The following is a 22,486-nucleotide window of genomic DNA, read 5'->3' as shown; positions in this document are numbered from 1 at the left end:
GGCGGGCCGCCGGCCGCCGTGGGCGGCTCGGCGCACGGCAGGGAGGCTTGAGAACGGCGCCGGTACCGGACGATGCGCTTCGCCAGACCGGCGGGCGCCGCACGGGCCCTCGGCGCCCGTGCAGAGCGGAGTGAAGAGCATGGGTTACAAGGTCGCCGTCGTGGGTGCCACGGGCAATGTGGGCCGCGAGATGCTGGACATCCTGTCCGAGCGCGCCTTTCCGGCGGACGAGGTGGTGGCAATTGCCTCGCGCCGCTCGGCCGGCCAGGACGTGTCCTTCGGCGACAAGATCCTGAAGGTGAAGGCCCTCGATTCCTACGACTTCTCCGATACCGACATCTGCCTGATGTCCGCGGGCGGCGAGACCTCGAAGGAGTGGTCGCCCCGCATCGGTCAGTCCGGCTGCGTCGTGATCGATAACTCGTCGGCGTTTCGCTACCATCAGGACGTGCCGCTGATCGTTCCGGAAGTGAACCCGGACGCCATCCACGGCTTCTCCAAGCTCAACATCATCGCCAATCCGAACTGCTCAACGGCGCAGCTCGTGGTCGCGCTGAAGCCCCTCCACGACGCGGCCACGATCAAGCGCGTGGTGGTGGCGACCTACCAGTCGGTCTCCGGCGCCGGCAAGGACGCCATGGACGAGCTCTTCCAGCAGACCCGCTCGGTCTTCACCGCCGGCGAGATCAAGGCCGAGAAGTTCCCCAAGCGCATCGCCTTCAACGTCATCCCGCACATCGATGTGTTCATGGAGGACGGGTACACGAAGGAAGAGTGGAAGATGGTCGCCGAGACCAAGAAGATGCTCGATCCCAAGATCAAGCTCACGGCCACCGCCGTGCGCGTGCCGGTGTTCATCGGCCACGCGGAAGCCGTGAACGTCGAGTTCGAGCGCCCGATCTCGGCAGAGCAGGCCACCGCGATCCTGCGCTCGGCCCCTGGCCTCATGGTCGTCGATAAGCGCGAGCCCGGCGGCTACATGACCCCGCACGAGGCGGCCGGCGAGGACGCCACCTACGTCTCCCGCATCCGCGAGGACGCTACGGTGGAGAACGGCCTCTCGTTCTGGTGCGTCGCCGACAACCTGCGCAAGGGCGCGGCCCTGAACACCGTGCAGATCGCCGAGATGCTGGTGAACCGCAAGCTCCTGAAGCGGGCCCAGGCGGCCTGAGGTTCGATTTGGGTCCGGACCTCGGGACCCAGACGACCGACAGCGATCATCGACGCCGTCCCGCCCTGCGGGGCGGCGTTTTTCTTGGCCCCGACGCAACGCGGGAGGTCCTCTGGGCTCGCTGTTGCGCCGGACAGTCGTACGCGACGGCCAAGCCTCGGATCGCAACATCCACCGGCGCGGCCCAGCACCATGGGGATTGAGAGAGCTGCGCCGGCGGCGCGCGATCCCGACACCGTGGACTCCGTTCGCGGTACGCACTGCGAGTCCGAAGGACCGGGCTGCATGGTTCCGATCGGCAACAGGGTTCCATCCGCCTGCCCAGCACGACGCCGGGGTCGTTGCAGTCCCGTCCGTTCGGGGTGGGGCGCGAGCGGGATCGCCGAGCGGCCCAAGACTTATGTCTTCGAATTTTTTCTGATTTCTACCTGGCACGTTGTGGAACCGCCGCGCGGATCATGGGGCATCAAGGCAGCTACGTGGGCGGAGGTTTTCGCCCAGGCCGGCCCAGGGTCCGGGTTCGACGCGGGGCGGAAACCGCTTGAAAATCGGAGCGAACGCGCCTACCTTGTTGTCATCAGTTCTGGTTGCAGTTGTGAGACTGCGGTTCGGGAGTGGGCCCCACCGGGTCCGCTCTTTTTTATTGCCGCAATGACTCTCGCGCCGGATCGCCTCGGACAAGGCCGGACTTCAAGCGCAGCATGGCGGACAACCTCAACAGCGACCCGCTCAACAGCGATCTCAACGAAAAGCGCCTCATCACCGAGACCGGCGTGGCCGCGCGGGTGGTGCAGGTCATCGAGGGCTCGATTCAGGGCTTGGGCTATCGCGTCGTCCGGGTGAAGGTGACGAGCGCCAACGGCTGCACCGTGCAGATCATGGCCGAGCGGCCGGACGGCACCATGACGGTGGATGATTGCGAGGCGGTGAGCCGGGCGATCTCGCCACTGCTCGATCTCGATGACCCGATCGGCAAGCCCTACTACCTCGAGATCTCCTCGCCGGGCATCGACCGGCCGCTGGTGCGGGCCGTCGATTTCGCGCGCTGGGCGGGCTACGAGGCCAAGATCGAGCTCGCCGTGCCGATGGACGGCCGCAAGCGCTTCCGCGGCATCATCGGCGCCCCGAATGCGGACGGGCTCACGGTACCGATCGACCTGCCCGACGTGAAGGAGGGCCTGCCGAGCCGGATCGACCTGCCGCTACGCGACCTCGGCGACGCCTACCTCGTGCTCACCGACGAGCTGGTACGCGAATCCCTGCGCCGCGGCGGTCCACCCGCCCTCGACGACGAGAGGGACGACGCGAAGGAGGACGAGGCGGAGATCGAAGCTGAATCGGCCCCTGCCCCGCTGAAGAAGAAGATTTCCCGTCCCCTGAAACCGAAGGCCTCGCTGCGGCCCAAGCCTGTGAAGGTCGAGACCGAGGAGAGTCTCGCCATCAAGGCCCGGAACAAGGCGAAGCCCGTCCGCACCAAGGCGGTGCGGGTGAAGGAAGACGGCAAGCTCCACTAACACGCCCGGATCCCTGCCCCGCCGAGCGGCGGGGGGATCGCGACAGAACACGACGAAGAGAAGGACGAAAACCGATGGCCGTCGTCAGCGCCAACAGGCTCGAACTCCTGCAGATCGCCGAAGCGGTCGCCCGTGAGAAGGTGATCGACCGGTCCATCGTGATCGACGCGATGGAGGAAGCCATCGCCAAGGCCGCACGCTCCCGCTACGGCGCCGAGACCGACGTGCATGCCGAGATCGACCCGAAGACGGGCGCGCTGCGCCTGTCGCGCCACCTCGTGGTGGTCGACCAGGTCGAGAACGACGCCCGGGAGGTCACCCTGGAGCAGGCCCGCCGCTACAACCCCGGCGCCCTCGTGGGCGACGTCATCTCCGACACCCTGCCGCCCTTCGATTTCGGCCGCGTCGCCGCCCAGTCGGCCAAGCAGGTCATCGTGCAGAAGGTACGCGACGCCGAGCGCGACCGGCAGTTCGACGAGTATAAGGACCGCATCGGCGAGGTCGTGAACGGCCTCGTGAAGCGCGTCGAGTACGGCAATGTCATCGTCGACCTGGGCCGCGGCGAGGGGATTGTCCGCCGCGACGAGATGATCCCGCGCGAGACCTTCCGTCCGGGCGACCGCATCCGCTCCTACCTGTTCGACGTGCGCCGCGAGGTGCGCGGACCGCAGATCTTCCTCTCGCGCTCGCACCCGCAGTTCATGGCGAAGCTCTTCGGCCAGGAAGTGCCGGAGATCTACGACGGCATCGTCGAGGTGAAGGCCGTAGCCCGCGATCCCGGCTCGCGCGCGAAGATCGCCGTGATCTCGCGGGACGGCTCGATCGACCCTGTCGGCGCCTGCGTCGGCATGCGCGGCTCCCGCGTCCAAGCGGTGGTCGGCGAACTCCAGGGTGAAAAGATCGACATCATCCCGTGGTCGGAGGACCAGGCGACCTTCATCGTCAATGCGCTGCAGCCGGCGGAAGTCGTGAAGGTAGTGCTGGACGAGGAGGCCGACCGCATTGAGGTGGTGGTACCCGACGACCAGCTCTCCCTGGCCATCGGCCGCCGCGGCCAGAACGTGCGCCTCGCCTCGCAGCTCACGGGCTGGGACATCGACATTCTGACCGAGGCTGAGGAGTCGGAGCGTCGTCAGAAGGAATTCGCCGAGCGCACCGCGATCTTCATGGAAGCCCTCGACGTCGACGAGACCGTGGGCCAGCTCCTGGCGGCGGAGGGCTTCCGCAATGTCGAGGAAATCGCCTACGTCGAGCCGGGCGAGCTCGCCAACATCCAGGGCCTCGACGAGGAGAGCGGAACCGAGATCCAGGCCCGCGCCCAGGATCACCTCGCCCGCGTCGAATCGGAGTTCGATGCCAAGCGTCAGGAACTCGGCGTGCAAGACGAGTTGCGCGAGATCGACGGCATCACCACGCCCATGCTGGTGGCGCTGGGCGAGAACGACGTGAAGACGATCGAGGACCTCGCCGGTTGCGCCACCGATGATCTCGTGGGTTACACCGAAGGGCGCGGCCCCGAGGCCAAGCGGCACGCGGGCTACCTCGAAGGCTTCGAGATTTCGCGGGCGGAAGCGGAGGCCATGGTCATGGCGGCCCGCGTCCATGCCGGCTGGATCGAGGCGCCGGCCGAGCCTGAGGCGAGCGAGTCCACCGATGACGAACCCGCCTCCGCCTGAGAAGGCGAATCATGGCTCCCCGCGGCCACGGATCGCGGGGATGTTTTCCAGTTGACGAGAGAATCCCACGCCACATGACGGGCGAAACCGCAGATGTGACCGACGATGCCGTCGAGCCGGATCCGAGCACGCTGCTCGATCCGGGTCTAGGGCGGGGTCGCGCCAATGCTCTGCGCACATGCCTCGTCACGCGGGTGACGCAGGCGCCGTCCGGCTTGATCCGCTTCGTGCTCGGGCCCGACGGCGCCGTGGTGCCGGATCTGCGGGCTCGCCTACCCGGCCGCGGTGCCTGGCTTACCCCCACCCGCGCGGTGGTCAACGAAGCGGTGAAGCGGCGCGCCTTTCAACGCGCCTTCAAAAGCAAGGATGCCATGGCATCCGACCTCGCCGACCGCATCGCCGAGGGTCTGCGCGCCGACCTGCGTCAGTCGTTGTCCCTGGCCAACAAGGCCGGCTGCGTGGTCGCGGGCTTCGCCAAGGTCGAGTCGGCCATCGGCGACAAGGCCGGTGTGGCGGCGGTGATTCAAGCCTCCGACGGCAGCGCCGACGGACGGCGGAAGATCGTCGCGGCATTGCACCGGCGGCATGGCAGTGCCATATCGTGCATTCCCGTCATCGATGACCTGTCCAACGAAGAATTGGACATGGCCTTGGGTCGGGATCATGTGATACATGCGGCTCTCGTCGCAGGAGTCGGAGCTTCCGGCTGCCTTGCGCGTTGGCGTCGGCTCCGCACCTTCGAAGGTTTGGCGACGACGGCCGAGGAGGCCGGCTCCGCCCGTATTGGGCAGGCCGTTTCCGATCTGCACGACGATTGAAGCGATGGATCTACCCGGCGCACAGCAGTTTGCCGGTTCACGGGACGATGGAAACCCTCAGGGTTTGGACTGAATGAGCGATACGAACAATCCGGGCGACAAGACGCAGGCGAGACCCCCTTCGAAGCCGCTGTCCTTGAAGCGTCCGATCGAGCAGGGAACGGTGCGTCAGAGCTTCTCCCATGGCCGCTCCAAGCAGGTCGTGGTCGAGACGGTGAAGCGCCGTGTCATCGGTGCCGCGCCGGCCGCCCCCGCGCGTGAGACGACGCCCGTCGCCCCTGCGACGCGGGTGGCGCCGCCTCCGCCGCCGGCCGCACCGCGTCAGGCCCAGCGGTCCGCAAATGGCGTGGTGCTTCGCACTCTCAGCGAGCAGGAGAGCAACGCCCGTGCGGCTGCCCTCGCCGACGCTAAGCGCCGCGAGGCCGAGGCGCAGAGGCGTGCCGAGGCAGAAGCCGCGGCTGAGCGCGAGCGCATCGCTGCGGAACAGCGCGAGCGGGAGGCCGCCGAGGCGAAGAAGCGCGAGGAGGAGGCCCGCCGCCGCAAGGAGGAGGAGGATCGCCGCGCCGCCGAGGAGGCAGAACGCGCCGCTGCAATTGCGGCTCAAGACGCTGCGAAGGCCGATGCCGCACCAGCCTCCGCCCCGACAGTGTCGAAGACCGCCCCGATGCCGGCGGCCCCGACCATCGTGCGCTCGGCGCCTCCGGCCCCGGCTGCCCCGGCGGCGGAGCGTCCCGCTCAGGCTGCCGCTCCCGCCCGGCCTGCGGCTCCGACAGCGCCGGCCCGTCCGGCTGCGCGTCCGCCGCTCACGGCTCGCCCAGCGACGGCCGAGCCGCGCAAGACCATCACGGCCGACGTGCGCAAGCCGCGCGACCTGAATTTCATGGCCCGCCCGGCTCCGGCGCCGGAGCCCGAGCCCACCGCTCCGACCGCGGCCACGGCCGCCCGTCCGGCCGGTGGAGCCACGCCGGCCCGTACGGCTGGCCGCCCGCAGGCTGCCGAGGAGGAGAGCGAGCAGAAGCGCGTGATCCGCCGCCCCGGCATGCCGCTCAAGATCATCACGCCGCCCAAGACGCCGAAGCAGCCGGGCGGCGATCGCAACCGCGGCCGTCTCACGATCGCCACCGCCACGTCGGGTGAGGACGAGCGCACGCGCTCCGTCGCCTCGTTCCGCCGCCGCCAGCAGCGCATGAGCGGCAACCGGCAGGTGGAGCAGAAGGAGAAGCTCTCCCGCGAGGTGACGATCCCGGAGACGATCACGATCCAGGAGCTCGCCAACCGCATGTCGGAGCGGGCGGTGGACGTGATCCGTCTGCTCATGAAGCAGGGCGAAATCCATAAGATCACCGACGTGATCGACTCGGATTCGGCGCAGCTCATCGCCGAGGAACTCGGCCACACCGTTCGCCGCGTTGCGGAGTCGGACGTGGAGGAAGGCCTGTTCAGCGACGAGCCGGAGCTGGAGGAGGATCTCGATCCGCGTCCCCCGGTGGTTACCATCATGGGCCACGTCGACCACGGCAAGACCTCGCTGCTCGACGCGATCCGCAAGACCACCGTTGTCTCCGGCGAGGCCGGCGGCATCACGCAGCATATCGGTGCCTACCAAGTCGCGTCCCCGAGCGGCGACATGGTCACCTTCATCGACACCCCCGGCCACGCGGCCTTCACCTCCATGCGCGCCCGCGGTGCCAAGGTGACGGACATCGTCGTGCTCGTGGTGGCGGCGGATGACGGTGTCATGCCGCAGACGGTGGAGGCGATCTCCCACGCCAAGGCCGCCGGCGTTCCCTTGATCGTGGCGATCAACAAGATCGACAAGCCCGAGGCGAATCCGCAGCGGGTGCGAACCGAGCTGCTGCAGCACGACATCCAGGTCGAGTCGATGGGTGGCGAAACCCTCGAGTTCGAGGTGTCGGCCAAGACCGGCGACGGTCTGCCGGAGCTTCTCGAGGGCCTGCAGCTCCAGGCCGAGATCATGAACCTGCGCGCCAACGAGACGCGCGACGGCGAGGGTACGGTCATCGAGGCCAAGCTCGATCGCGGTCGCGGCCCGGTGGCGACCGTTCTGGTCCAGCGCGGTACCCTGTTCACCGGCGACATCGTCGTGGCCGGCGCCGAATGGGGCCGCGTGCGCGCCCTCATCGACGACAAGGGCGAGAACGTCCCCTACGCCGGTCCTTCGGTCCCGGTGGAGGTGCTCGGCTTCAACGGCACCCCGGATGCGGGCGACCGCGTCGTGGTCGTGCCGAACGAGGCCCGCGCCCGTGAGGTCACCGAATACCGGGCCCGCCAGAAGCGCGAGCGCCTGGCCGCCCGTACCGGTGGCGCGAACCGCTCGCTGGTCGACATGATGCGCGACCTGAAGGAAGGCGCCGGTCGCAAGGAACTGGCGCTGGTCGTCAAGGGCGACGTGCAGGGCTCGGTCGAGGCCATCAACGGCGCGCTGGAGAAGCTCGGCAACGACGAGGTGTCGGCGCGGATTCTGCTGGCGGGCGTCGGCGGCATCACCGAGTCGGACATCACCCTGGCGGAGGCTTCGAAGGCCGTCGTCATCGGCTTCAACGTGCGAGCCCACAAGGAAGCGCGCGAGTCGGCCGAGAACAAGGGCGTCGAGATCCGCTACTACAACATCATCTACGACCTCGTGGATGACATCAAAGCGACCCTGTCGGGCATGCTGCCGCCGACGCTGCGCGAGGAGCGTCTCGGCGAGGCCCAGATCCTGCAGATCTTCGACGTGTCGAAGGTCGGCAAGATCGCCGGCTGCCGCATCACCGACGGTGTGGTCCAGCGCGGTGCCCATGTCCGCTTGATTCGCGACAGCGTGGTCATCCACGAAGGCAAGCTCGCCCAGCTGAAGCGCCTAAAGGACGATGCGAAGGAAGTGACCGCCGGCTACGAATGCGGCATGTCCTTCGAGAACTTCCAGGACATGCGGGCCGGCGACACCATCGAGTGCTACCGGGTCGAGGAGATCCGTCGCACGCTCTGAGCGGCGGATTCGCTTCGGAATACCGACGGGGTCGCGACGAGGTCGCGGCCCCGTTGCGCGTTTCGGAGCCGGTGCCGGCCGTCTTCGCGGAAAGACGACGCGGAAACTGGCGCGACGGGCCTATATCCCGGACGCCGATCTGCGCTAAGAGGGTCGCCTTCGACGTCCGCTTCGTTTCAGCCGGCTCGGCGTTTCCGTGCGGCGGCACCTCGATGTTCCGTTTCAGCGACGCATCGTCCGCGGCTCCCGGCGCGCCGGTGTCGAACCGTTTCGACGACAAGACGATCAGAATCCGACATGGCCCAGAAGCAGACCCCCACCGGACCCTCGCAGCGCCAGCAGCGCGTCGCCGAGCTGATCCGCCACGCCATCGCCGAGGTTCTCCAGCGCGGGGACATCCAGGACCCAGTGCTGAGCGCCCACGTCATCACGGTGCCGGAGGTGCGGATGTCGCCGGACCTGAAGCTCGCCACGGCCTACATCATGCCGCTCGGCGGCCTGGACGAGGCCCCGGTCCTGGCGGCGCTGGCGCGCAACAAGAAGGCGCTGCGCCAGGAGGTCGCCCGCCGGGTGAACCTGAAATACGCGCCCGACCTGCGCTTCCTGCGCGACGAGACCTTCGACGAGGCCGACCGGATCGACGCCCTGCTGCGGACTGATAAGGTGCGCCGTGACCTCGAATCGCCGGCCCCGGAGAAGGACGACGGCGCCTCGGACCCCGACGCCGCCTGACGCGCACCGGCCTTGAGCGGTCCCCCGTCTCCGGCCCGAGGCGGCGGGGACACCGAACAGCGAACCCCGACCGGGACGGATGACGGCGCAGAACGTGCCGCCCGCCCCCTGTGAGCATTGACCGAGGACCCCCATGATCAACGAACCGACCGTCGAGCGCACCGAGGGCTCAGCGCCGCCGAACCCGGCGGACCGGCCCGTGGCCGCCGAGGGCCGGCGTCCGCCGCGGGGCGCGCCGCGCCCCGACCGGCCGAAGCGCCGCGACGTCAACGGCTGGGTGATCCTCGACAAGGGGGTGGGCATGACCTCGACCCATGCGGTCGCTGTGGTGAAGCGCGCCTTCAACGCCAAGAAGGCGGGCCATGCCGGCACCCTCGACCCCCTGGCCTCCGGCATCCTGCCGATCGCGCTCGGCGAAGCGACCAAGACGGTCCCGTTCGTGATGGACGGGCGCAAGGCCTACGTCTTCACCGTGACCTGGGGCATCGAGACCGACACCGACGACGCCGAGGGCCGGCCGGTGGCCACCAGCGAGGCGCGCCCGACCCGCGAAGCCGTGGAGGCGGCGCTGCCGACCTTCATCGGCGCCATCGAGCAGGTGCCGCCGCGCTACTCGGCCATCAAGATCGCCGGGGAGCGCGCCTACGACCTCGCCCGGGACGGCGAGGAGGTCGTGCTGGTGGCCCGCCAGGTGCAGATCGACCATCTCGCGGTGGTCGAGCACAGCCCCGAGCGCACTGTGATCGAGGCCGCCTGCGGCAAGGGCACCTATGTCCGGGCCATCGCCCGCGACCTCGGCCGCCTGCTGGGCTGCTACGGCCACGTCTCGGCCCTGCGCCGCACCCGCGTCGGCCCCTTCACCGAGGCGGATTCCTGCCAGGTCGCCGCCCTCGAGGAAGCCGGGCCGGACGGCAATGCCGGGCATCTCCACGCCGTCGAGACCGCCCTCGACGCGGTGCCCTCGGTGCCGGTGTCGCGGGACATGGCCCTGCGCCTGATGCGCGGCCAGCCGGTGATCCTGCGCGGGCGCGACGCGCCGGTGGAGGGCAAGGCCTTCGCCACCTGCGGCGGCATCCTCGTGGCGGTGGGTGACGTCGAGCGCGGCGAACTGGTTCCGCACCGGGTGTTCCACCTCGGCGGGACCGCCAACCGCCCGGTCTGAGCGGGGCTTCCGGGGGTCTTCCCTCCACGGGGAGGGTGACCCGCAGGCGCACGCCGCACGGGCTCCGCTTGGGCCCCCTCGCCGTCGGCCGGTAGCACCGCGCCGTCGGTCCGGGGCGCCGCAGTGGAGCCCGACTTCGAAGGAGGCGCGCCGTCCGGAGCCGCCGACCGTGTCAGGTCCGGCACACGCGGCGTGCCCGGGTCCTGGGCTGCGCGGCCCGGGGATGAGGGGGTGCCGGGATCCGACTTTCGGCTCGAACATCGGCCCTTGCGATCGCCCTTTCACTGGACAGGAGGTGGCGTCGCGTCTTCCAACTCGTCCTCGATGGACCTGCGTCACGCGCTTCCTCGAAACGGTCGCCATGGTCGTGTCCCGAGCGGTGGTGTAGCTGAAGGGTGGTCATCGGCGATTGCCGGGTAGGGTCGGGTTGCGAGCACCAACCTCGAACCCGAGAGACCCCCGATGACCGACGAGATGATGGCCCTGCGCGGGCTCATGGAGAAGAGCTCCGACGCGGATCTGTTACGCGAGATGATCGGCTTTGCAGCCGAGCGTCTGATGGAGCTGGAGGTCGGCGGCCTGACCGGCGCGGCCCACGGCGAGAAGAGCGCCGAGCGGCTGGTCCAGCGCAACGGCTATCGCGACCGGGACTGGCAGACGCGGGCTGGTACGGTGGAGCTGCGCATCCCAAAGCTGCGCAAGGGTTCGTACTTCCCGGCCTTTCTGGAGCCGCGCCGGATGGCCGAGAAGGCGCTCACGGCTGTGATCCAGGAGGCCTACATTCAGGGCATCTCGACCCGCTCGGTCGATGATCTCCTCCAAGCCATGGGCGGCACGGGCGTGTCGAAGAGCCAGGTCAGCCGGCTGTGCCAGGAGATCGACGAACGGGTCGGCGCGTTCCTCGACCGCCTCATCGAGGGCGAGTGGCCGTACCTCTGGATCGACGCGACCTACGTGAAGGTGCGCCAGGACGGCCGGATCGTCTCGGTCGCCGTCATCGTAGCGGTCGGCGTGAACAGCGATGGTCGCAGGGAAGTGCTCGGCATGGATGTCGGCCCGTCGGAGGCTGAGACGTTTTGGACCGCGTTCCCGCGCAAGCTGGCCCGGCGCGGCCTGCGCGGGGTCAAGCTCGTGATCTCGGACGCGCACGAGGGCATCAAGGCGTCAGTGGCCAAGGTCATGAACGCGACCTGGCAACGCTGCCGCGTCCACTTCATGAGGAACGTCCTGGCCCATGCTGGCCGCTCGGGCCGCCGGGTGGTGTCAGCCTTCATCGCCACGGCATTCGCCCAAGACGATGCGGAGGCCGCCCGTCAGCAATGGCGGCGGGTGGCCGACCAGCTCTGCCCCAAGGTGCCCAAGCTCGCCGCCCTGATGGACACTGCCGAGCCCGACGTGCTGGCCTATATGGGCTTCCCAGCCGCCCACCGGGTCAAGCTGCACTCGACCAATCCGTTGGAGCGCCTGAACGGCGAGATCAAGCGCCGGACCGAGGTGGTCGGCATCTTCCCCAACGAGGCTGCCATCACCCGCCTCGTCGGCGCGATCCTGCTCGAACAGAATGACGAATGGGCCGTCCAGCGCTCACGCTACATGACGCTGGAAAGCATCGCCCCGATCGGCGATGATCCCCTCGTCAGCCTGCCGACCTTGGTAGCCTGATCCTCCCGGCCCAAGCCGGTGATCGTGGTGGCTCTCAGCGAGCTACACCACGCAAGGGGACACGGCCAAACGATCGCTCTGTCTGTTCGTGAAACGAGTTCGGTGTCCTCGGGCCAAAACTCAGTGCGCTTGCCTGTTTGCAAGGGCCGCTGAGGCTGGGACGCGAGCCTTCGCCTTCTGTCCTGAAGCAGACGTTCTCGCTGTTGCCCAACTCGGTCGTAGCGGGCCGACCTCTCTCGACCGAGCATGTCATTCGAGATCGCTGGAAGCGGCCCGTGAGCAGACATCTCTCGAGCCGCATTGGCCCTCAGTATCGTCAGCGTCTGCACCCTATATATCAATGGAATCTTGTACGATCCGATATGAAATCCGGCGCGATAGGCCAATATCATCAATACGCGCCGTTTGATTGCAAATTATACGGTGGCAAGCCTAGGCAGATCGACGGGCTCGGCCGCAAGCCGTCGAAAAATACCGAGCACGTACTCTGGTGATGCCTGAGTTGCTGCCCCATTGGCCACGTCATCCTGGGACCACATCCAAGTGCGCGCGGGGTCGCTGCGCATGGCCCAGGCGGGAAAAAGACGCTCGGTCGCAGCGGCATAAGACAGACGATTGATCTCTAGATGCCGATCATCTCGGACGATCCGCGCATACGTATCAGCGATAGCCTCTTCTTTGCCCTCCAGAAGCTGGAGATAAAGGTCTCCACGACAAATCAGAGCGCCTGTCAGACCGTCCCGCGTATTGCAGCGCCTTGATTGCGTGAGGATACTATCCAGAGTGGATTGATCAAACCCGAACGGACGGGATGCATAGATGAGCTGAACAAGCGTCATTGGGTCAGCCTCCGATCGATTTGAGTCTGCAAGCTTGGATTTACACGCAGGATGGAGCTTTATGATCAGGCCGGGGCCTCTCTTCGAGACTGATGTCGAGAAGCCTCTGAGCCAGCAGGACAGCCGTTGGCGCGTCGACCGCGGATGCGTCCGCGCCCACACGCTCGACGAGTTCGGGCTTGTCGAGGAACACGGGGCCACCCACCATAATCCCCACCGAACGGTTCCGTGAGACGTGGCGGATCGACTGAATTGAGGCCGCAAGCCCATCGATGCGGGTCTCGCAGCTCAGTGTGAGACCGACGACATCGAACCACGTAGAACCCACGAGCCTTGAGATCTGGCCCGGGCTGGAAGCCAAGCCGCACGAGACCTGCCATCCTGCGACTTGCAGGAATTGTTCGACGACGGCCACGCCAAACGTATGCAGTTCCCCCGGTGCGCCCATCAGGAGGGCAGCACGGTTCTCGTCGTGTGATGAGACCTTCGGTTCGGATCGGTATTGCGAGAGGAGAAGCTGAAGGCGAGCGACGCCCACGGTCACCTCAATGAAGTCACAGAGGTCATCGTCCCATAAGCGTCCAAGCAGAGAGGCGGCAGGCACCAGAAGTTCGAGGAACATACTCTCGGCAGAGTAGCCTTTGGCTAGGTGATCCCTGACGGCGTCCGATGCTGCCGAAAGGTCCGAACAGAGGAGGAGCTGCGTGAAGGCTTCGATCTGCTGCGCATCAGGTTTAGCAAGTGGAGTGCTCGCCGCGGGCGCAAGCTGCGGGTGAAGCAGCTTCAAACGAGGGATGATGTCTGTTTCGACGATGCAACTGAGCGCGAGGGCGCGCTGGCGGCTTTCCTCGGCCGTGCGTTTGCGCGCGTATGCAAGTCGAGCCTCTGAGATCCAACCGGCTTGACGTACCGATGGATCAGTCCACGCAGCGGTGGACGAAGCGAGGTTTGACATGGTCCGCTCCCCAGAACTCTCTGTCTGTGTCGGGGGCGCTTGTCGGTCGATGCCGTGCACCTCTTGGACACATCAGAGCGCCGCACCGCAAGAATGTAAAGACGCTTGCGAAAAGTTCCGGGTTCGGATCGCGCCTGTTTCGTACGGCACACCAGAGGCGGGATTATTGTATCCGCCACGCGCGCCCGATCACCGACTACCGAAAACCAAATAGAATCATTTGATAATTTTTTAAATACTACTCAGAGCGTCTCCAACTAATCTCGTCCAAGCGCCTTGATAGGCCCCGTATCGAGTTGCTGCAGGATCCGCTTCAGTGCCGCGATATTGTCTTTGTCTTCGGTGCTTTCGAGTGCGTCCCGTAGTACGAGGCGGATATCCTCGGCTTCGACCTTTTCCATGTCCCAGTTCGGATAGAGACGATCCCGCTCTTCCTCGCTCTGGCTGAGTGTTACGATGTCATGATGACGTGGATCGCCATGCAGGCTCGCGACAAGATTTTGCATCTGGGCAGCCGGCCCCTCGATCCACTGGAAGAAGATGCCGCTGCCGAAGACCAAAACCCCGGTGATGCCGCGAGCAAGATTGTGCCGCTGGGCCGCCTCGACGATACGATCGACCTCCGCGTCATCGACGCCGTCGGCGGCACGGCTGCAGTAGACGAAGTGATACAGAGCAGGCAGGGCGCCTTCGTCCAACTCAGCGCCACGGAGAAAGCCGTATTCGTCCAACATGGGTGGACCAACTCCAGAGATATAGGACGGGCCGTTCTGCCCAGCACGTGAGCGGCACGATAGCGCATCCGACCTGATTTGAAACCGGACTCGGTTGCCCCGGTCGTCAGGCCGAAATCGCGGGTTCTACCGCTCGCTGAGCCCGCCAGCGCGCTCGGCCTCGGCCCATCCCCCCTGTCGCGTAGCCCCTGGAGCGCTGTCTTGAAAATGATGAGCGAGCGGGGGATGTGACGGCAGCCGTTGCCCAGTTTTGCCGCTAAGCTGAGAGGCGTTGAACCGAAGAGGACTTTCTTCGAGGATCCAGGGTTAAGAGCTGGCGCTCAACCGGCCAGCGCCGCAGCGATGGCCGCTTCCACGGTTCTGTCCTGCCAAGCCGGACGAGCCGAAAACCACCCGGAACGGGCGCCGAGCGCCGTCCCTCAAGCTTCCGAGACGCGGACCTCCGGAAGGCCCGCGCGGGGTCGAAAATCGCCCCCAGCACGGTCAAGACCCATGGAGATCTGTCGCCGGAGCCGGGCCCTGTCAGGGCCGTCGATCGGTCTGCGCGGCCCGGCCGCCCGGAACCCGCCGTTTCAGGAGGGCGCCCGGCTCGGCCGGAGCCTGCCTCGCGTGACGATCCGCGTCACGCGCCCCGGATCGGCAACCCCGTCTCGATCACCCGCGCCCAGAGCGAGGCGCCGTAGGGTGCGGCGGCGTCGTTGAAGTCGTAGTCCGGGTGGTGCAGGCCGGCGCTGTCGCCGTTGCCGAGGAAGATGTAGGCGCCGGGGCGGTGGGCGAGCATGTAGGAAAAGTCCTCGGCGGCCATCATGGGGGCCACCGCCCGGTCGACGCCGGCCTCGCCGACGAGCCCGGCCGCCACGTCGGCGATGAAGTCCGTCTCCGCCGGATGGTTCTCGGTGACGGGGTAGCCGCTGTTGAAGTCGATGGCGCCGGTGGCGCCGAAGCCCCGGGGTACGTGGGTGACGATCTCGGTGATCCGGTCCTGGATCAGGGTCCGCATCGGCTTCGAGAGGGCCCGCATGGTGCCCCGCAGGACCACGCATTGCGGCAGCACGTTGAAGGCCTCCCCCGCCTCCAGGGCGCAGACCGAAACCACCGCGCTCTCCAGGGGATCGACGGTGCGCGACACCACGGATTGGAGCGCCGTGATGACGTGGCTCGCCACCAGCACGCTGTCGATGGCGTTGTGCGGCTGGGCGGCGTGGCCGCCCCGGCCCGTGATGGTGATGGTGAAGCGGTCCGTGGAGGCCATGATCGGGCCCGGCCGGATGGCGAAGGTGCCCAGCGCCTGGCCCGGGATGTTGTGCATCCCATAGACGGTCTCGACGCCGAAGCGCTCCATCAGCCCGTCGCGGACCATGGCCTCGCCGCCGCCGCCGCCCTCCTCCGCGGGCTGGAAGATCAGCACCGCCGTGCCGTCGAAGGCGCGGGTCTCGGCGAGGTACTTCGCCGCCCCGAGCAGCATCGCCGTGTGCCCGTCATGCCCGCAGGCATGCATCTTTCCCGGCACCGTGGAGCGGTAGGGCAGGTCGCGCGCCTCCTGGATCGGCAGGGCGTCCATGTCGGCGCGCAGGCCGATGGCGCGGTTCGAGCCGTGGTCCCGGCCCCGGATCACCCCGACGACGCCCGTTCGGCCGATGCCGGTGGCGACCGTGTCGCAGCCGAAGCCCCGCAGCTTGTCGGCGACGAAGCCGGCGGTGCGGTGGACGTCGTATTGCAGCTCGGGATGCGCGTGGAGATCCTGGCGCCAGGCGGCGATCTCGTCCGCGAAGGCGGCGATCCGGTCGAGGACGGGCATAAACAGCGACTTTCGAGAGGCGACGGCTTTCAAGGGGGGGACGCGCCGGGGTTGCGACGCCGGTCCCAGCAAACAAGAGGCCAGGGATGCGGTCAACGCGTCCCGCGCCGCGAAGGCGACGCTCCGGGGTCGCGCTCCCCCTGCCGCGGTGTCGCGCCGGGCCGGCCGTGGGGACCGCTGGCGAGGTCGTCGAGGATCGGGCAGTCGGGCCGGGCGTCGCCGCCGCAATGGGCGGCCAGATCCTCCAGGGTGCGGGCCATGCCGTCCAGGGCGTCGATCCGGCGCCGCAGGTCCGCCACATGGTCGAGGGCGAGGCGGCGCACCTGGGCGCTCGCCCGCGCCCGGTCGTGCCAGAGGGCGAGCAGCGCCCGGATATCCTCCATGGTGAAGCCGAGGTCGCGGGCCCGGCGCACGAAGCGCAGGGCATGGAGGTCGGCCTCCGTGTAGAGGCGGTAGCCCGCGGCCGTCCGGCCGGCCGGCGCCAGCAGGCCGGTCTCCTCGTAGTAGCGGATCATCTTGGCCGAGACGCCGGTGGCGCGGGCGGCCTCCCCGATGGTCACCGCGCTCACGCCCCCGCTCCCGTCGTCGACGCCGTGCCGCCGGCCCGGCGCAGGCGCAGGGCGTTGGCGAGGACGAAGACGCTCGACAGCGCCATGGCGCCCGCCGCCAGGACCGGCGAGAGCAGCGGTCCGCCGACCGCGTGGAGCAGCCCCGCCGCCACCGGAATCAGCGCGACGTTGTAGGCGAAGGCCCAGAACAGGTTCTGGCGGATGTTGCGCATCACCGCGGCCGAGAGCCGGAAAGCGCCGACGAGGCCCGAGAGGGCGCCCGACATCAGCACCACGTCGGCGGCCTCCACCGCGATGTCGGTGCCGGTACCGAGGGCGATGCCCACATCGGCCTCGGCCAGGGCCGGCGCGTCGTTGATGCCGTCGCCCACGAAGGCCACCGCGCCGTGGCGGGCACGCAGGGCCTGCACCGCCGCGACCTTGCCGCCGGGGAGGATCTCGGCCGAGACCGACGTGATGCCGAGGGTGCGGGCCACGGCCTCGGCCACCCCGCGGCCGTCGCCGGTCACCATCGCCACCGCGAGGCCGCGGGCGCGCAAGGCCGCCACGGCCTCGGCCGCGCCGGGCTTGATCGGGTCCGCCACCGCGACCAGGGCGGCGAGGCGCCCGTCGAGGGCGATGAAGAGCGGGCTGCGGCCCTCCCGGGCGAGGCGGTCGGCCGCGTCGTCGAGGTCTCCGGCCGGGATCGCAAGGCGGGCGAGGAAGCGCCGCGCGCCGACGACGACGGCGCGGCCGTCCACCGTGCCGGCGATGCCGTAGCCGGGCTCCGCCGCGAAGGCCGTGACCGTTCCGAGGGCCAGGCCCCTGTCCGCGGCCGCCGCCACGAGACTGCGGGCGACGGGGTGCTCGGAGCGGGATTCGAGGCTCGCGGCGAGGCGCAGGGCCTCGTCCGCCGCGACGCCCGGCCCGGCGACGAGGTCCGTCAGGGTCGGGCGGCCCAGGGTGAGCGTTCCGGTCTTGTCCAGGGCGACGACCCGGACCGCGCGCAGGCGCTGGAGCGCGCCGCCGTCGCGGAAGAGCACGCCGAGCTCGGCCGCGCGGCCGGTGCCCACCATGATCGAGGTCGGGGTCGCGAGGCCCATGGCGCAGGGGCACGCGATGATGAGCACCGCGATGGCGTTGACGAGGGCGAGGCCGACGGAGGGGCTCGGCCCGAAGGCCAGCCAGCCCGCGAAGGTCGCCGCCGCGGCGGCGATGACCGCCGGCACGAACCAGCCCGTCACCCGGTCGACCACGGCCTGGATCGGCAGCTTGGCGCCCTGCGCCGCCTCGACCATGCGGACGATCCGGGCGAGCACGGAGTCGGCCCCGACGGAGTCCACCCGCAGGTCGAAGCTGCCATGGGTGTTGAGGGTGCCGCCCACCACGCCGTCGCCGGGCGCCTTGGCCACCGGCACCGGCTCGCCGGTGATCATGCTCTCGTCGACGTAGCTCGCCCCGGCGACCAGGACGCCGTCGGCGGCCACCCGCTCGCCCGGGCGGACCCGGACCACGTCCCCGCGCCGGAGGCTCGCCTGGGCCACCTCCGTCTCGACGCCGTCGCGGATCACCCGCGCGGTGGCGGGGCTGAGGCCGACGAGGCGGGCGATGGCCGCGCCCGTCCGCCCCCTGGCCCGCGCCTCCAGGGTCCGGCCGAGGAGGATCAGCGTGACGATCAGGGTCGCGGCCTCGAAGTAGAGGTGGGCCGTCCCCGCCGGGAGAAGCGCCGGCGCCAGGACCGCGACCAGGGAATACAGGTAGGCGGCGCCGGCCCCGAGGGCCACGAGGGCGTTCATGTCCGGGTGGCCGCGGACCAGGGCGGGCAGGCCCTGGCGGAAGAAGCGGGCTCCGGGTCCGGCGAGCACCAGGGTGGCGAGCCCGGCCTGGAGCCCGCCGGCCCAGGCGCCGAGGGCGCCGTGAACCGCGTGGCCGAAGGCCGGGACGAGGTGGCCGCCCATGTCGAGGACCACGATCGGCGCCGACAGGAGCGCCGCCGCGACGAGGTCCCGGCGCAGGGCCGCGCCCTCCTGCGCCAGACGGGTCTCCCGGGCCGCGACCGGCGCTTCGGCCGGAGCCTGCGGCTGGTAGCCCGCCTTCGCGACCGCCGCCTCCAGGTCCGCGCGCGCCACCAGCCCCTCGGGGTGGCGCACCGTGGCGCGGCCGGTGGCGAGGTTGACCGTGACCGCGGCGACGTCCGGGACGGCGACCAGCGCGCGCTCGACCCGCCCGACGCAGGCGGCGCAGGACAGTCCGGCGATCTCCAGGGTGGTGACGGCCTCCGGCACGGCGTAGCCGGCCCGCGCGACGGCCTCCACCGCCGCGGCACCGGGACCCGGCAGACGCAGTTCGGCCCGTCCGGTGGCGAGGTTGACCGAGACCTCCGAGGCTCCCGGCAGGGCGCGCAACGCCCGCTCCACCCGCCCGACGCAGGAGGCGCAGGTCAGCCCCTCCACCGGGAAGCCGAGCCGCCGGCCGGGCGTGGGAATCGTGGCATCGAGGGTCGGGCGCTTGTCCATGTCCCCCCATGTGGGGGTTCCCATGGTGGGAAGGTCAAGGGCCGGGCGACGCGGAAGGTCCGTGTGTCAGGCGGCGGCCAGGATCCCGCGGCGCGCAGCCGCCAGAACCTCCGCGGCCGGGACGTTCACCCAGGCATCCGCCCCAACCGCTGGCATCGCGGCCAGCCAATCGCCGACGATCCGGTATCCCAGCGTGTAGCCCAGCCAGCGAGGGTGAGAGTCCCCGAGGCCGTAGAACCAGGTGCGGTGGTCGTGACCAGTGCCCGCGAGTGTCACGTCGTCGGGGAGGTTGGCCCGCAACGCGTCGTCGGTCACGGCGCATTCCCAGGGCTCCGGCGGCGTGTCGAACAGGCGGCGCACGAACTGGCCGGCGAGCCCTTCGCTGACCAGGGCCTCGCCCAGGGTCCAGCCGTAACCGGGACCTGCCATGCGCAGGCAATGGTGCACCTCGTGCACCACCGTCCGGCGCAGGTCGCCGTCGCGCAGGGCCTGGGCGAAGTTCGGATTGTCGGGATCGAGCGTCAAGGAGAACAAGTTTTCGCGGTGGGCCCGCCCCATCGTGCCGGTCTCGGGAATGACCGCGCCCGCCTCGCGCTGAACGAGGATGTCGAGGGGCGGCAGCGGCATCAGCCCCAGGATCGCCCCGCGCGCGATCTCAACCTCCGCCGCGACCGCGTCGCGCCAGGGCCCCAGGTCACCCGAAGCTTCGAGCCAATGCACAGTCCAGGTCACGGTCGGATTCCCGGGCATCCTCGACGGCGCCATCCTGGCGAGCGGGCGGCCGGATCGCAACCCTCGGATCACCGATCCTACCGCCGCCGGCCCCAGATGCCGGCGCGCTCGGAGCGAGCCTGCTCCTCGGCGGCGAGGAGGTCGGCCGGCGCGTCCTCGGCGGCGCGGGCGCCGCCGGCCGTGAGGATCAGGGCGGCGAGGTCGTCGCCATCGATCTGGCAGCGGAGCTGCTCGCCAGCCGCCTCGGCCCCGGAGGCGGGGGCGCAGGTCACCTCGCGGCGGCGCAGGTAGCGGGCGAGCTGCCGGGCGAGCGCCCCGCCCTCCCCTTCCACCCCGAGGAGGCGGACGGTGCGGCCGCGGAAGGCCAGGGTGCCGGTGTCGACCACCTCCGGTACGCCGCGGATGCCGGGCGCGGCGGCGCTGGCGGCGACCTCGCGGGCGGGCGCCGGCTCGGCCCGGGCCGGCTCGCCCCGCGCCGCCGAGGGGCGCTTGCGGCCCTTGGCCAGCTGCGCCGTCGCCCGCTGGACGAAGTCGTGGAAGATGCTCGCCGGGAGATCGCCGCCGCCGACGCGGTTCATGGAGGCATTGTCGTCGTTGCCGACCCAGACGCCCACGACGAGGTCCGGCGTCATGCCGATGAACCAGGCATCGCGATAGTCCTGGGTCGTCCCGGTCTTGCCGCCCACCGGCAGGCCGGCGACCCGGGCGGCCTTGCCGGTGCCGCCGTCGACCACGGCCTGGAGGGAGTCGAGCATCATCGCCCGGGCCTCGGTGGGGATCGCGGTGCCGCCCTTGGCGTCGGCGCGCAGGTAGAGCGGCTGCGGCTGAGCGCCCCGGATGGCGTGGACGCTGTGGGTGTCCACCGGCGCGGCCCCGGCCAGCACGCCCGCATAGGCGCGGGTCATCTCCAGCAGCGTCACCTCGGCCGAGCCGAGGGCGAGGCTCGGCACGTTGGGCAGCTCCGCGGTCACGCCCATCCGGTGGGCGGTGGCGATGACCGCCGGGATGCCGACCTCGTCGGCCAGCTGCGCCGCCACCGTGTTGATCGACTGCGCGAAGGCGCTGCGCAGGGGCATCGCGCCCTTGAACCGGCCCGTGGAATTCTGCGGTTCCCAGTCGCCGATCTGGATCGGCCGGTCGACCAGCACCGTGTCGGGGTTGAAGCCGTTCTCGTAGGCCGTGAGGTAGACGAACAGCTTGAACAGCGAGCCGGGCTGGCGCTTGGCCTGGGTGGCGCGGTTGAACTGGCTGTCCTCGTAGTCGCGCCCGCCCACCAGGGCGAGGATCGCGCCCTCCTTGTTGAGCACCACCATGGCGCCCTGGCCGGCCTTCTTCTTGGGCCCCTCGGCGTCGAGGCGGCGGGCGACGACGCCCTCCGCGAGGCTCTGCAGGTCGAGGTTGAGGGTGGTGCGCACGGTGACGTCGCCCGGCGCGTCGGCGAGCTTCTTCGACTCCGCCGAGACCATGTCCAGGAAGTAGTTGGTGCCCGGCGGCGTCTCGGGGGGCGTGCGCAGGGTGATGGTCTGGGCGCGGGCCTTGTCGGCCTCGGCGGCCGTGATCGCGCCGGTCTCCACCATGGTCTGCAGCACCACGTCGGCGCGCTCCTTGGCGCCGCCGAAGTTCCGGGTCGGGGCCAGCTGCGAGGGCGCGCGTACGAGGCCCGCCAGCATCGCGGCCTCCGGCAGGGTCAGGGCCTTGGCCCCCTTGCCGAAGTAGCGCCGGGCGGCGGCATCGACGCCGTAGGCGCCGGCCCCGAAATAGGCGGTGTTGAGGTAGCCGAGCAGGATCTCGTCCTTCGACATCGTCGCCTCGACGCGCAGGGCCAGGAACGCCTCCTGGATCTTGCGGCGCAGCGACTTCTCCTGGTTCAGGGAGACAAGCCGGGCATATTGCTGGGTGATCGTCGAGCCGCCCTCGCGCACGCCGCCGCCGACGGCGTTGCGGTACAGGGCGCGCAGGAAGCCGCGCGGGTCGAGGCCCCAGTGAGAGCGGAAGCGCCGGTCCTCGATCGCGATGATCGCCTGTCCGAGATGGGCCGGCATCTCCGCCGCCGTCAGCTTCTGGCCCTGGAACGCCCCGCGGGTGGCGAAGACCCGGCCGTCATCGGCCTCGACGGTGAGCGCCCGCTGGCCCGCTTCCGGCACCACGCCGCCCAGGGGCGGCAGGGTGGCGAAGCTGTAGAGGACGAGCCCGGCCAGGGCCAGCAGCGGCAGCAGGACGACCGCCAGGGCCGCGGCGCGCCAGGGATGGCGGCGGAGCCGGGTCGGCCAGCCGGCGGCGCGGGGCGCCGGCGCGCGTGCGGGCGCGGGCGTCGGACCCGCCGCAGGCGCGGCGGTGGACGGGGGCGGAGGTCCGGCCGGCGCGCGGGGGCGCATGCGGTCAGCCCATCCCCGCCAAGCTGGCCCCGCCGCCCGCGCCGCGCCGGCGGCCCGGCGTCCGGCACCCCGTGCCGCACCGACGGCGAGCACGCCGAGCTGGCGGCCGAGGGTCCGCGCCGCCGCCGCGGCTTCCCGCGCCGCGGCGCGGGTGTCCGCATTGTCCGGCCCGGCGGCGCTCCGGGGCTCGGGCTCAGGGGCGGGCCGGGGCGGGTCGACCCGCGCGGGGCGCGGGCGTTCCGGGTCGGGGGAGGTCATCGCG

16 protein-coding genes are annotated in these 22,486 nt (G+C 69.8%); 8 read left to right on the top strand and 8 right to left on the bottom strand.

Annotated elements, in window-relative coordinates; genetic code table 11:
- Positions 1-139: 139 nt before the first annotated feature.
- The 8 genes from ASF18_RS15740 to ASF18_RS15705 all read left to right on the top strand — a co-directional run bounded on the left by ASF18_RS15740 (position 140) and on the right by ASF18_RS15705 (position 11,727).
- The gene (locus tag ASF18_RS15740) at positions 140-1,171 is read left to right on the top strand and encodes an aspartate-semialdehyde dehydrogenase (RefSeq protein ID WP_056212594.1); all 1,032 of its coding nucleotides are present in this window, start codon (positions 140-142) and stop codon (positions 1,169-1,171) included.
- 701 nt (positions 1,172-1,872) lie between these two features.
- Positions 1,873-2,685 (top strand): ribosome maturation factor RimP, encoded by an 813-nt coding sequence (gene rimP, locus ASF18_RS15735; RefSeq protein ID WP_056352955.1) that lies wholly within the window; start codon positions 1,873-1,875, stop codon positions 2,683-2,685.
- Between the two features lie 74 nt (positions 2,686-2,759).
- A complete protein-coding gene (gene nusA / locus ASF18_RS15730) occupies positions 2,760-4,361 on the top strand; it encodes a transcription termination factor NusA (protein ID WP_056352953.1) in 1,602 nt (533 codons plus the stop codon).
- Positions 4,362-4,435: 74 nt separating this feature from the next.
- Positions 4,436-5,179, top strand: coding sequence for an RNA-binding protein (locus ASF18_RS15725; RefSeq protein ID WP_056352952.1), 744 nt, complete (start codon positions 4,436-4,438; stop codon positions 5,177-5,179).
- Positions 5,180-5,252: 73 nt separating this feature from the next.
- The gene (infB, locus tag ASF18_RS15720) at positions 5,253-8,171 is read left to right on the top strand and encodes a translation initiation factor IF-2 (RefSeq protein WP_056352949.1); all 2,919 of its coding nucleotides are present in this window, start codon (positions 5,253-5,255) and stop codon (positions 8,169-8,171) included.
- A 297-nt stretch (positions 8,172-8,468) separates the two neighbouring features.
- Positions 8,469-8,903 carry a 30S ribosome-binding factor RbfA gene (gene rbfA, locus ASF18_RS15715; RefSeq protein WP_056352948.1) on the top strand — a complete coding sequence of 145 codons (435 nt, stop codon included), beginning with the start codon at positions 8,469-8,471 and terminating at the stop codon, positions 8,901-8,903.
- Positions 8,904-9,036: 133 nt separating this feature from the next.
- Entirely contained in the window at positions 9,037-10,065 is a 1,029-nt protein-coding gene (gene truB / locus ASF18_RS15710; RefSeq protein ID WP_056352945.1) for a tRNA pseudouridine(55) synthase TruB, read from the top strand.
- 462 nt (positions 10,066-10,527) lie between these two features.
- Positions 10,528-11,727 carry an IS256 family transposase gene (locus ASF18_RS15705; protein WP_056352943.1) on the top strand — a complete coding sequence of 400 codons (1,200 nt, stop codon included), beginning with the start codon at positions 10,528-10,530 and terminating at the stop codon, positions 11,725-11,727.
- A 416-nt stretch (positions 11,728-12,143) separates the two neighbouring features.
- Here ASF18_RS15705 and ASF18_RS23125 read toward each other — a convergent pair whose 3' ends face one another.
- The 8 genes from ASF18_RS23125 to ASF18_RS15670 form a co-directional block, all read right to left on the bottom strand.
- Positions 12,144-12,566 carry a BLUF domain-containing protein gene (locus ASF18_RS23125; RefSeq protein ID WP_082487636.1) on the bottom strand — a complete coding sequence of 141 codons (423 nt, stop codon included), beginning with the start codon at positions 12,564-12,566 and terminating at the stop codon, positions 12,144-12,146.
- Between the two features lie 40 nt (positions 12,567-12,606).
- Entirely contained in the window at positions 12,607-13,521 is a 915-nt protein-coding gene (locus tag ASF18_RS15700) for a cobalamin B12-binding domain-containing protein (protein ID WP_244472729.1), read from the bottom strand.
- 257 nt (positions 13,522-13,778) lie between these two features.
- Entirely contained in the window at positions 13,779-14,255 is a 477-nt protein-coding gene (locus ASF18_RS15695; RefSeq protein ID WP_056352940.1) for a BLUF domain-containing protein, read from the bottom strand.
- 622 nt (positions 14,256-14,877) lie between these two features.
- Positions 14,878-16,053 carry a M20 aminoacylase family protein gene (locus ASF18_RS15690; protein ID WP_056352939.1) on the bottom strand — a complete coding sequence of 392 codons (1,176 nt, stop codon included), beginning with the start codon at positions 16,051-16,053 and terminating at the stop codon, positions 14,878-14,880.
- A gap of 92 nt (positions 16,054-16,145) precedes the next feature.
- The gene (gene cueR / locus ASF18_RS15685; protein WP_082487633.1) at positions 16,146-16,622 is read right to left on the bottom strand and encodes a Cu(I)-responsive transcriptional regulator; all 477 of its coding nucleotides are present in this window, start codon (positions 16,620-16,622) and stop codon (positions 16,146-16,148) included.
- Entirely contained in the window at positions 16,619-19,117 is a 2,499-nt protein-coding gene (locus ASF18_RS15680) for a heavy metal translocating P-type ATPase (protein WP_056352935.1), read from the bottom strand. The genes cueR and ASF18_RS15680 overlap by 4 nt, the downstream gene beginning before the upstream one ends.
- Before the next feature lie 66 nt (positions 19,118-19,183).
- Entirely contained in the window at positions 19,184-19,849 is a 666-nt protein-coding gene (locus ASF18_RS15675) for a DUF2268 domain-containing putative Zn-dependent protease (RefSeq protein WP_056354443.1), read from the bottom strand.
- 77 nt (positions 19,850-19,926) lie between these two features.
- Complete coding sequence (locus ASF18_RS15670) at positions 19,927-22,482, bottom strand: PBP1A family penicillin-binding protein (protein ID WP_056352933.1); 2,556 nt, start codon at positions 22,480-22,482, stop codon at positions 19,927-19,929.
- Positions 22,483-22,486 lie beyond the last annotated feature (4 nt).

It is taken from the genome of Methylobacterium sp. Leaf89, assembly GCF_001422215.1.
Taxonomy (GTDB): Bacteria; Pseudomonadota; Alphaproteobacteria; order Rhizobiales; family Beijerinckiaceae; genus Methylobacterium.
The sequence above is the reverse complement of the archived record's forward strand: the minus strand, read 5'-3'. Positions and strand labels throughout refer to the sequence as shown.

Coding starts and splice junctions, on each gene's coding strand:
- ASF18_RS15740 (WP_056212594.1), top strand. CDS start 140: ATGGGTTACAAGGTCGCCGTCGTGGGTGCCACGGGCAATGTGGGCCGC.
- rimP (WP_056352955.1), top strand. CDS start 1,873: ATGGCGGACAACCTCAACAGCGACCCGCTCAACAGCGATCTCAACGAA.
- nusA (WP_056352953.1), top strand. CDS start 2,760: ATGGCCGTCGTCAGCGCCAACAGGCTCGAACTCCTGCAGATCGCCGAA.
- ASF18_RS15725 (WP_056352952.1), top strand. CDS start 4,436: ATGACGGGCGAAACCGCAGATGTGACCGACGATGCCGTCGAGCCGGAT.
- infB (WP_056352949.1), top strand. CDS start 5,253: ATGAGCGATACGAACAATCCGGGCGACAAGACGCAGGCGAGACCCCCT.
- rbfA (WP_056352948.1), top strand. CDS start 8,469: ATGGCCCAGAAGCAGACCCCCACCGGACCCTCGCAGCGCCAGCAGCGC.
- truB (WP_056352945.1), top strand. CDS start 9,037: ATGATCAACGAACCGACCGTCGAGCGCACCGAGGGCTCAGCGCCGCCG.
- ASF18_RS15705 (WP_056352943.1), top strand. CDS start 10,528: ATGACCGACGAGATGATGGCCCTGCGCGGGCTCATGGAGAAGAGCTCC.
- ASF18_RS23125 (WP_082487636.1), bottom strand. CDS start 12,566: ATGACGCTTGTTCAGCTCATCTATGCATCCCGTCCGTTCGGGTTTGAT.
- ASF18_RS15700 (WP_244472729.1), bottom strand. CDS start 13,521: ATGTCAAACCTCGCTTCGTCCACCGCTGCGTGGACTGATCCATCGGTA.
- ASF18_RS15695 (WP_056352940.1), bottom strand. CDS start 14,255: ATGTTGGACGAATACGGCTTTCTCCGTGGCGCTGAGTTGGACGAAGGC.
- ASF18_RS15690 (WP_056352939.1), bottom strand. CDS start 16,053: ATGCCCGTCCTCGACCGGATCGCCGCCTTCGCGGACGAGATCGCCGCC.
- ASF18_RS15680 (WP_056352935.1), bottom strand. CDS start 19,117: ATGGACAAGCGCCCGACCCTCGATGCCACGATTCCCACGCCCGGCCGG.
- ASF18_RS15670 (WP_056352933.1), bottom strand. CDS start 22,482: ATGACCTCCCCCGACCCGGAACGCCCGCGCCCCGCGCGGGTCGACCCG.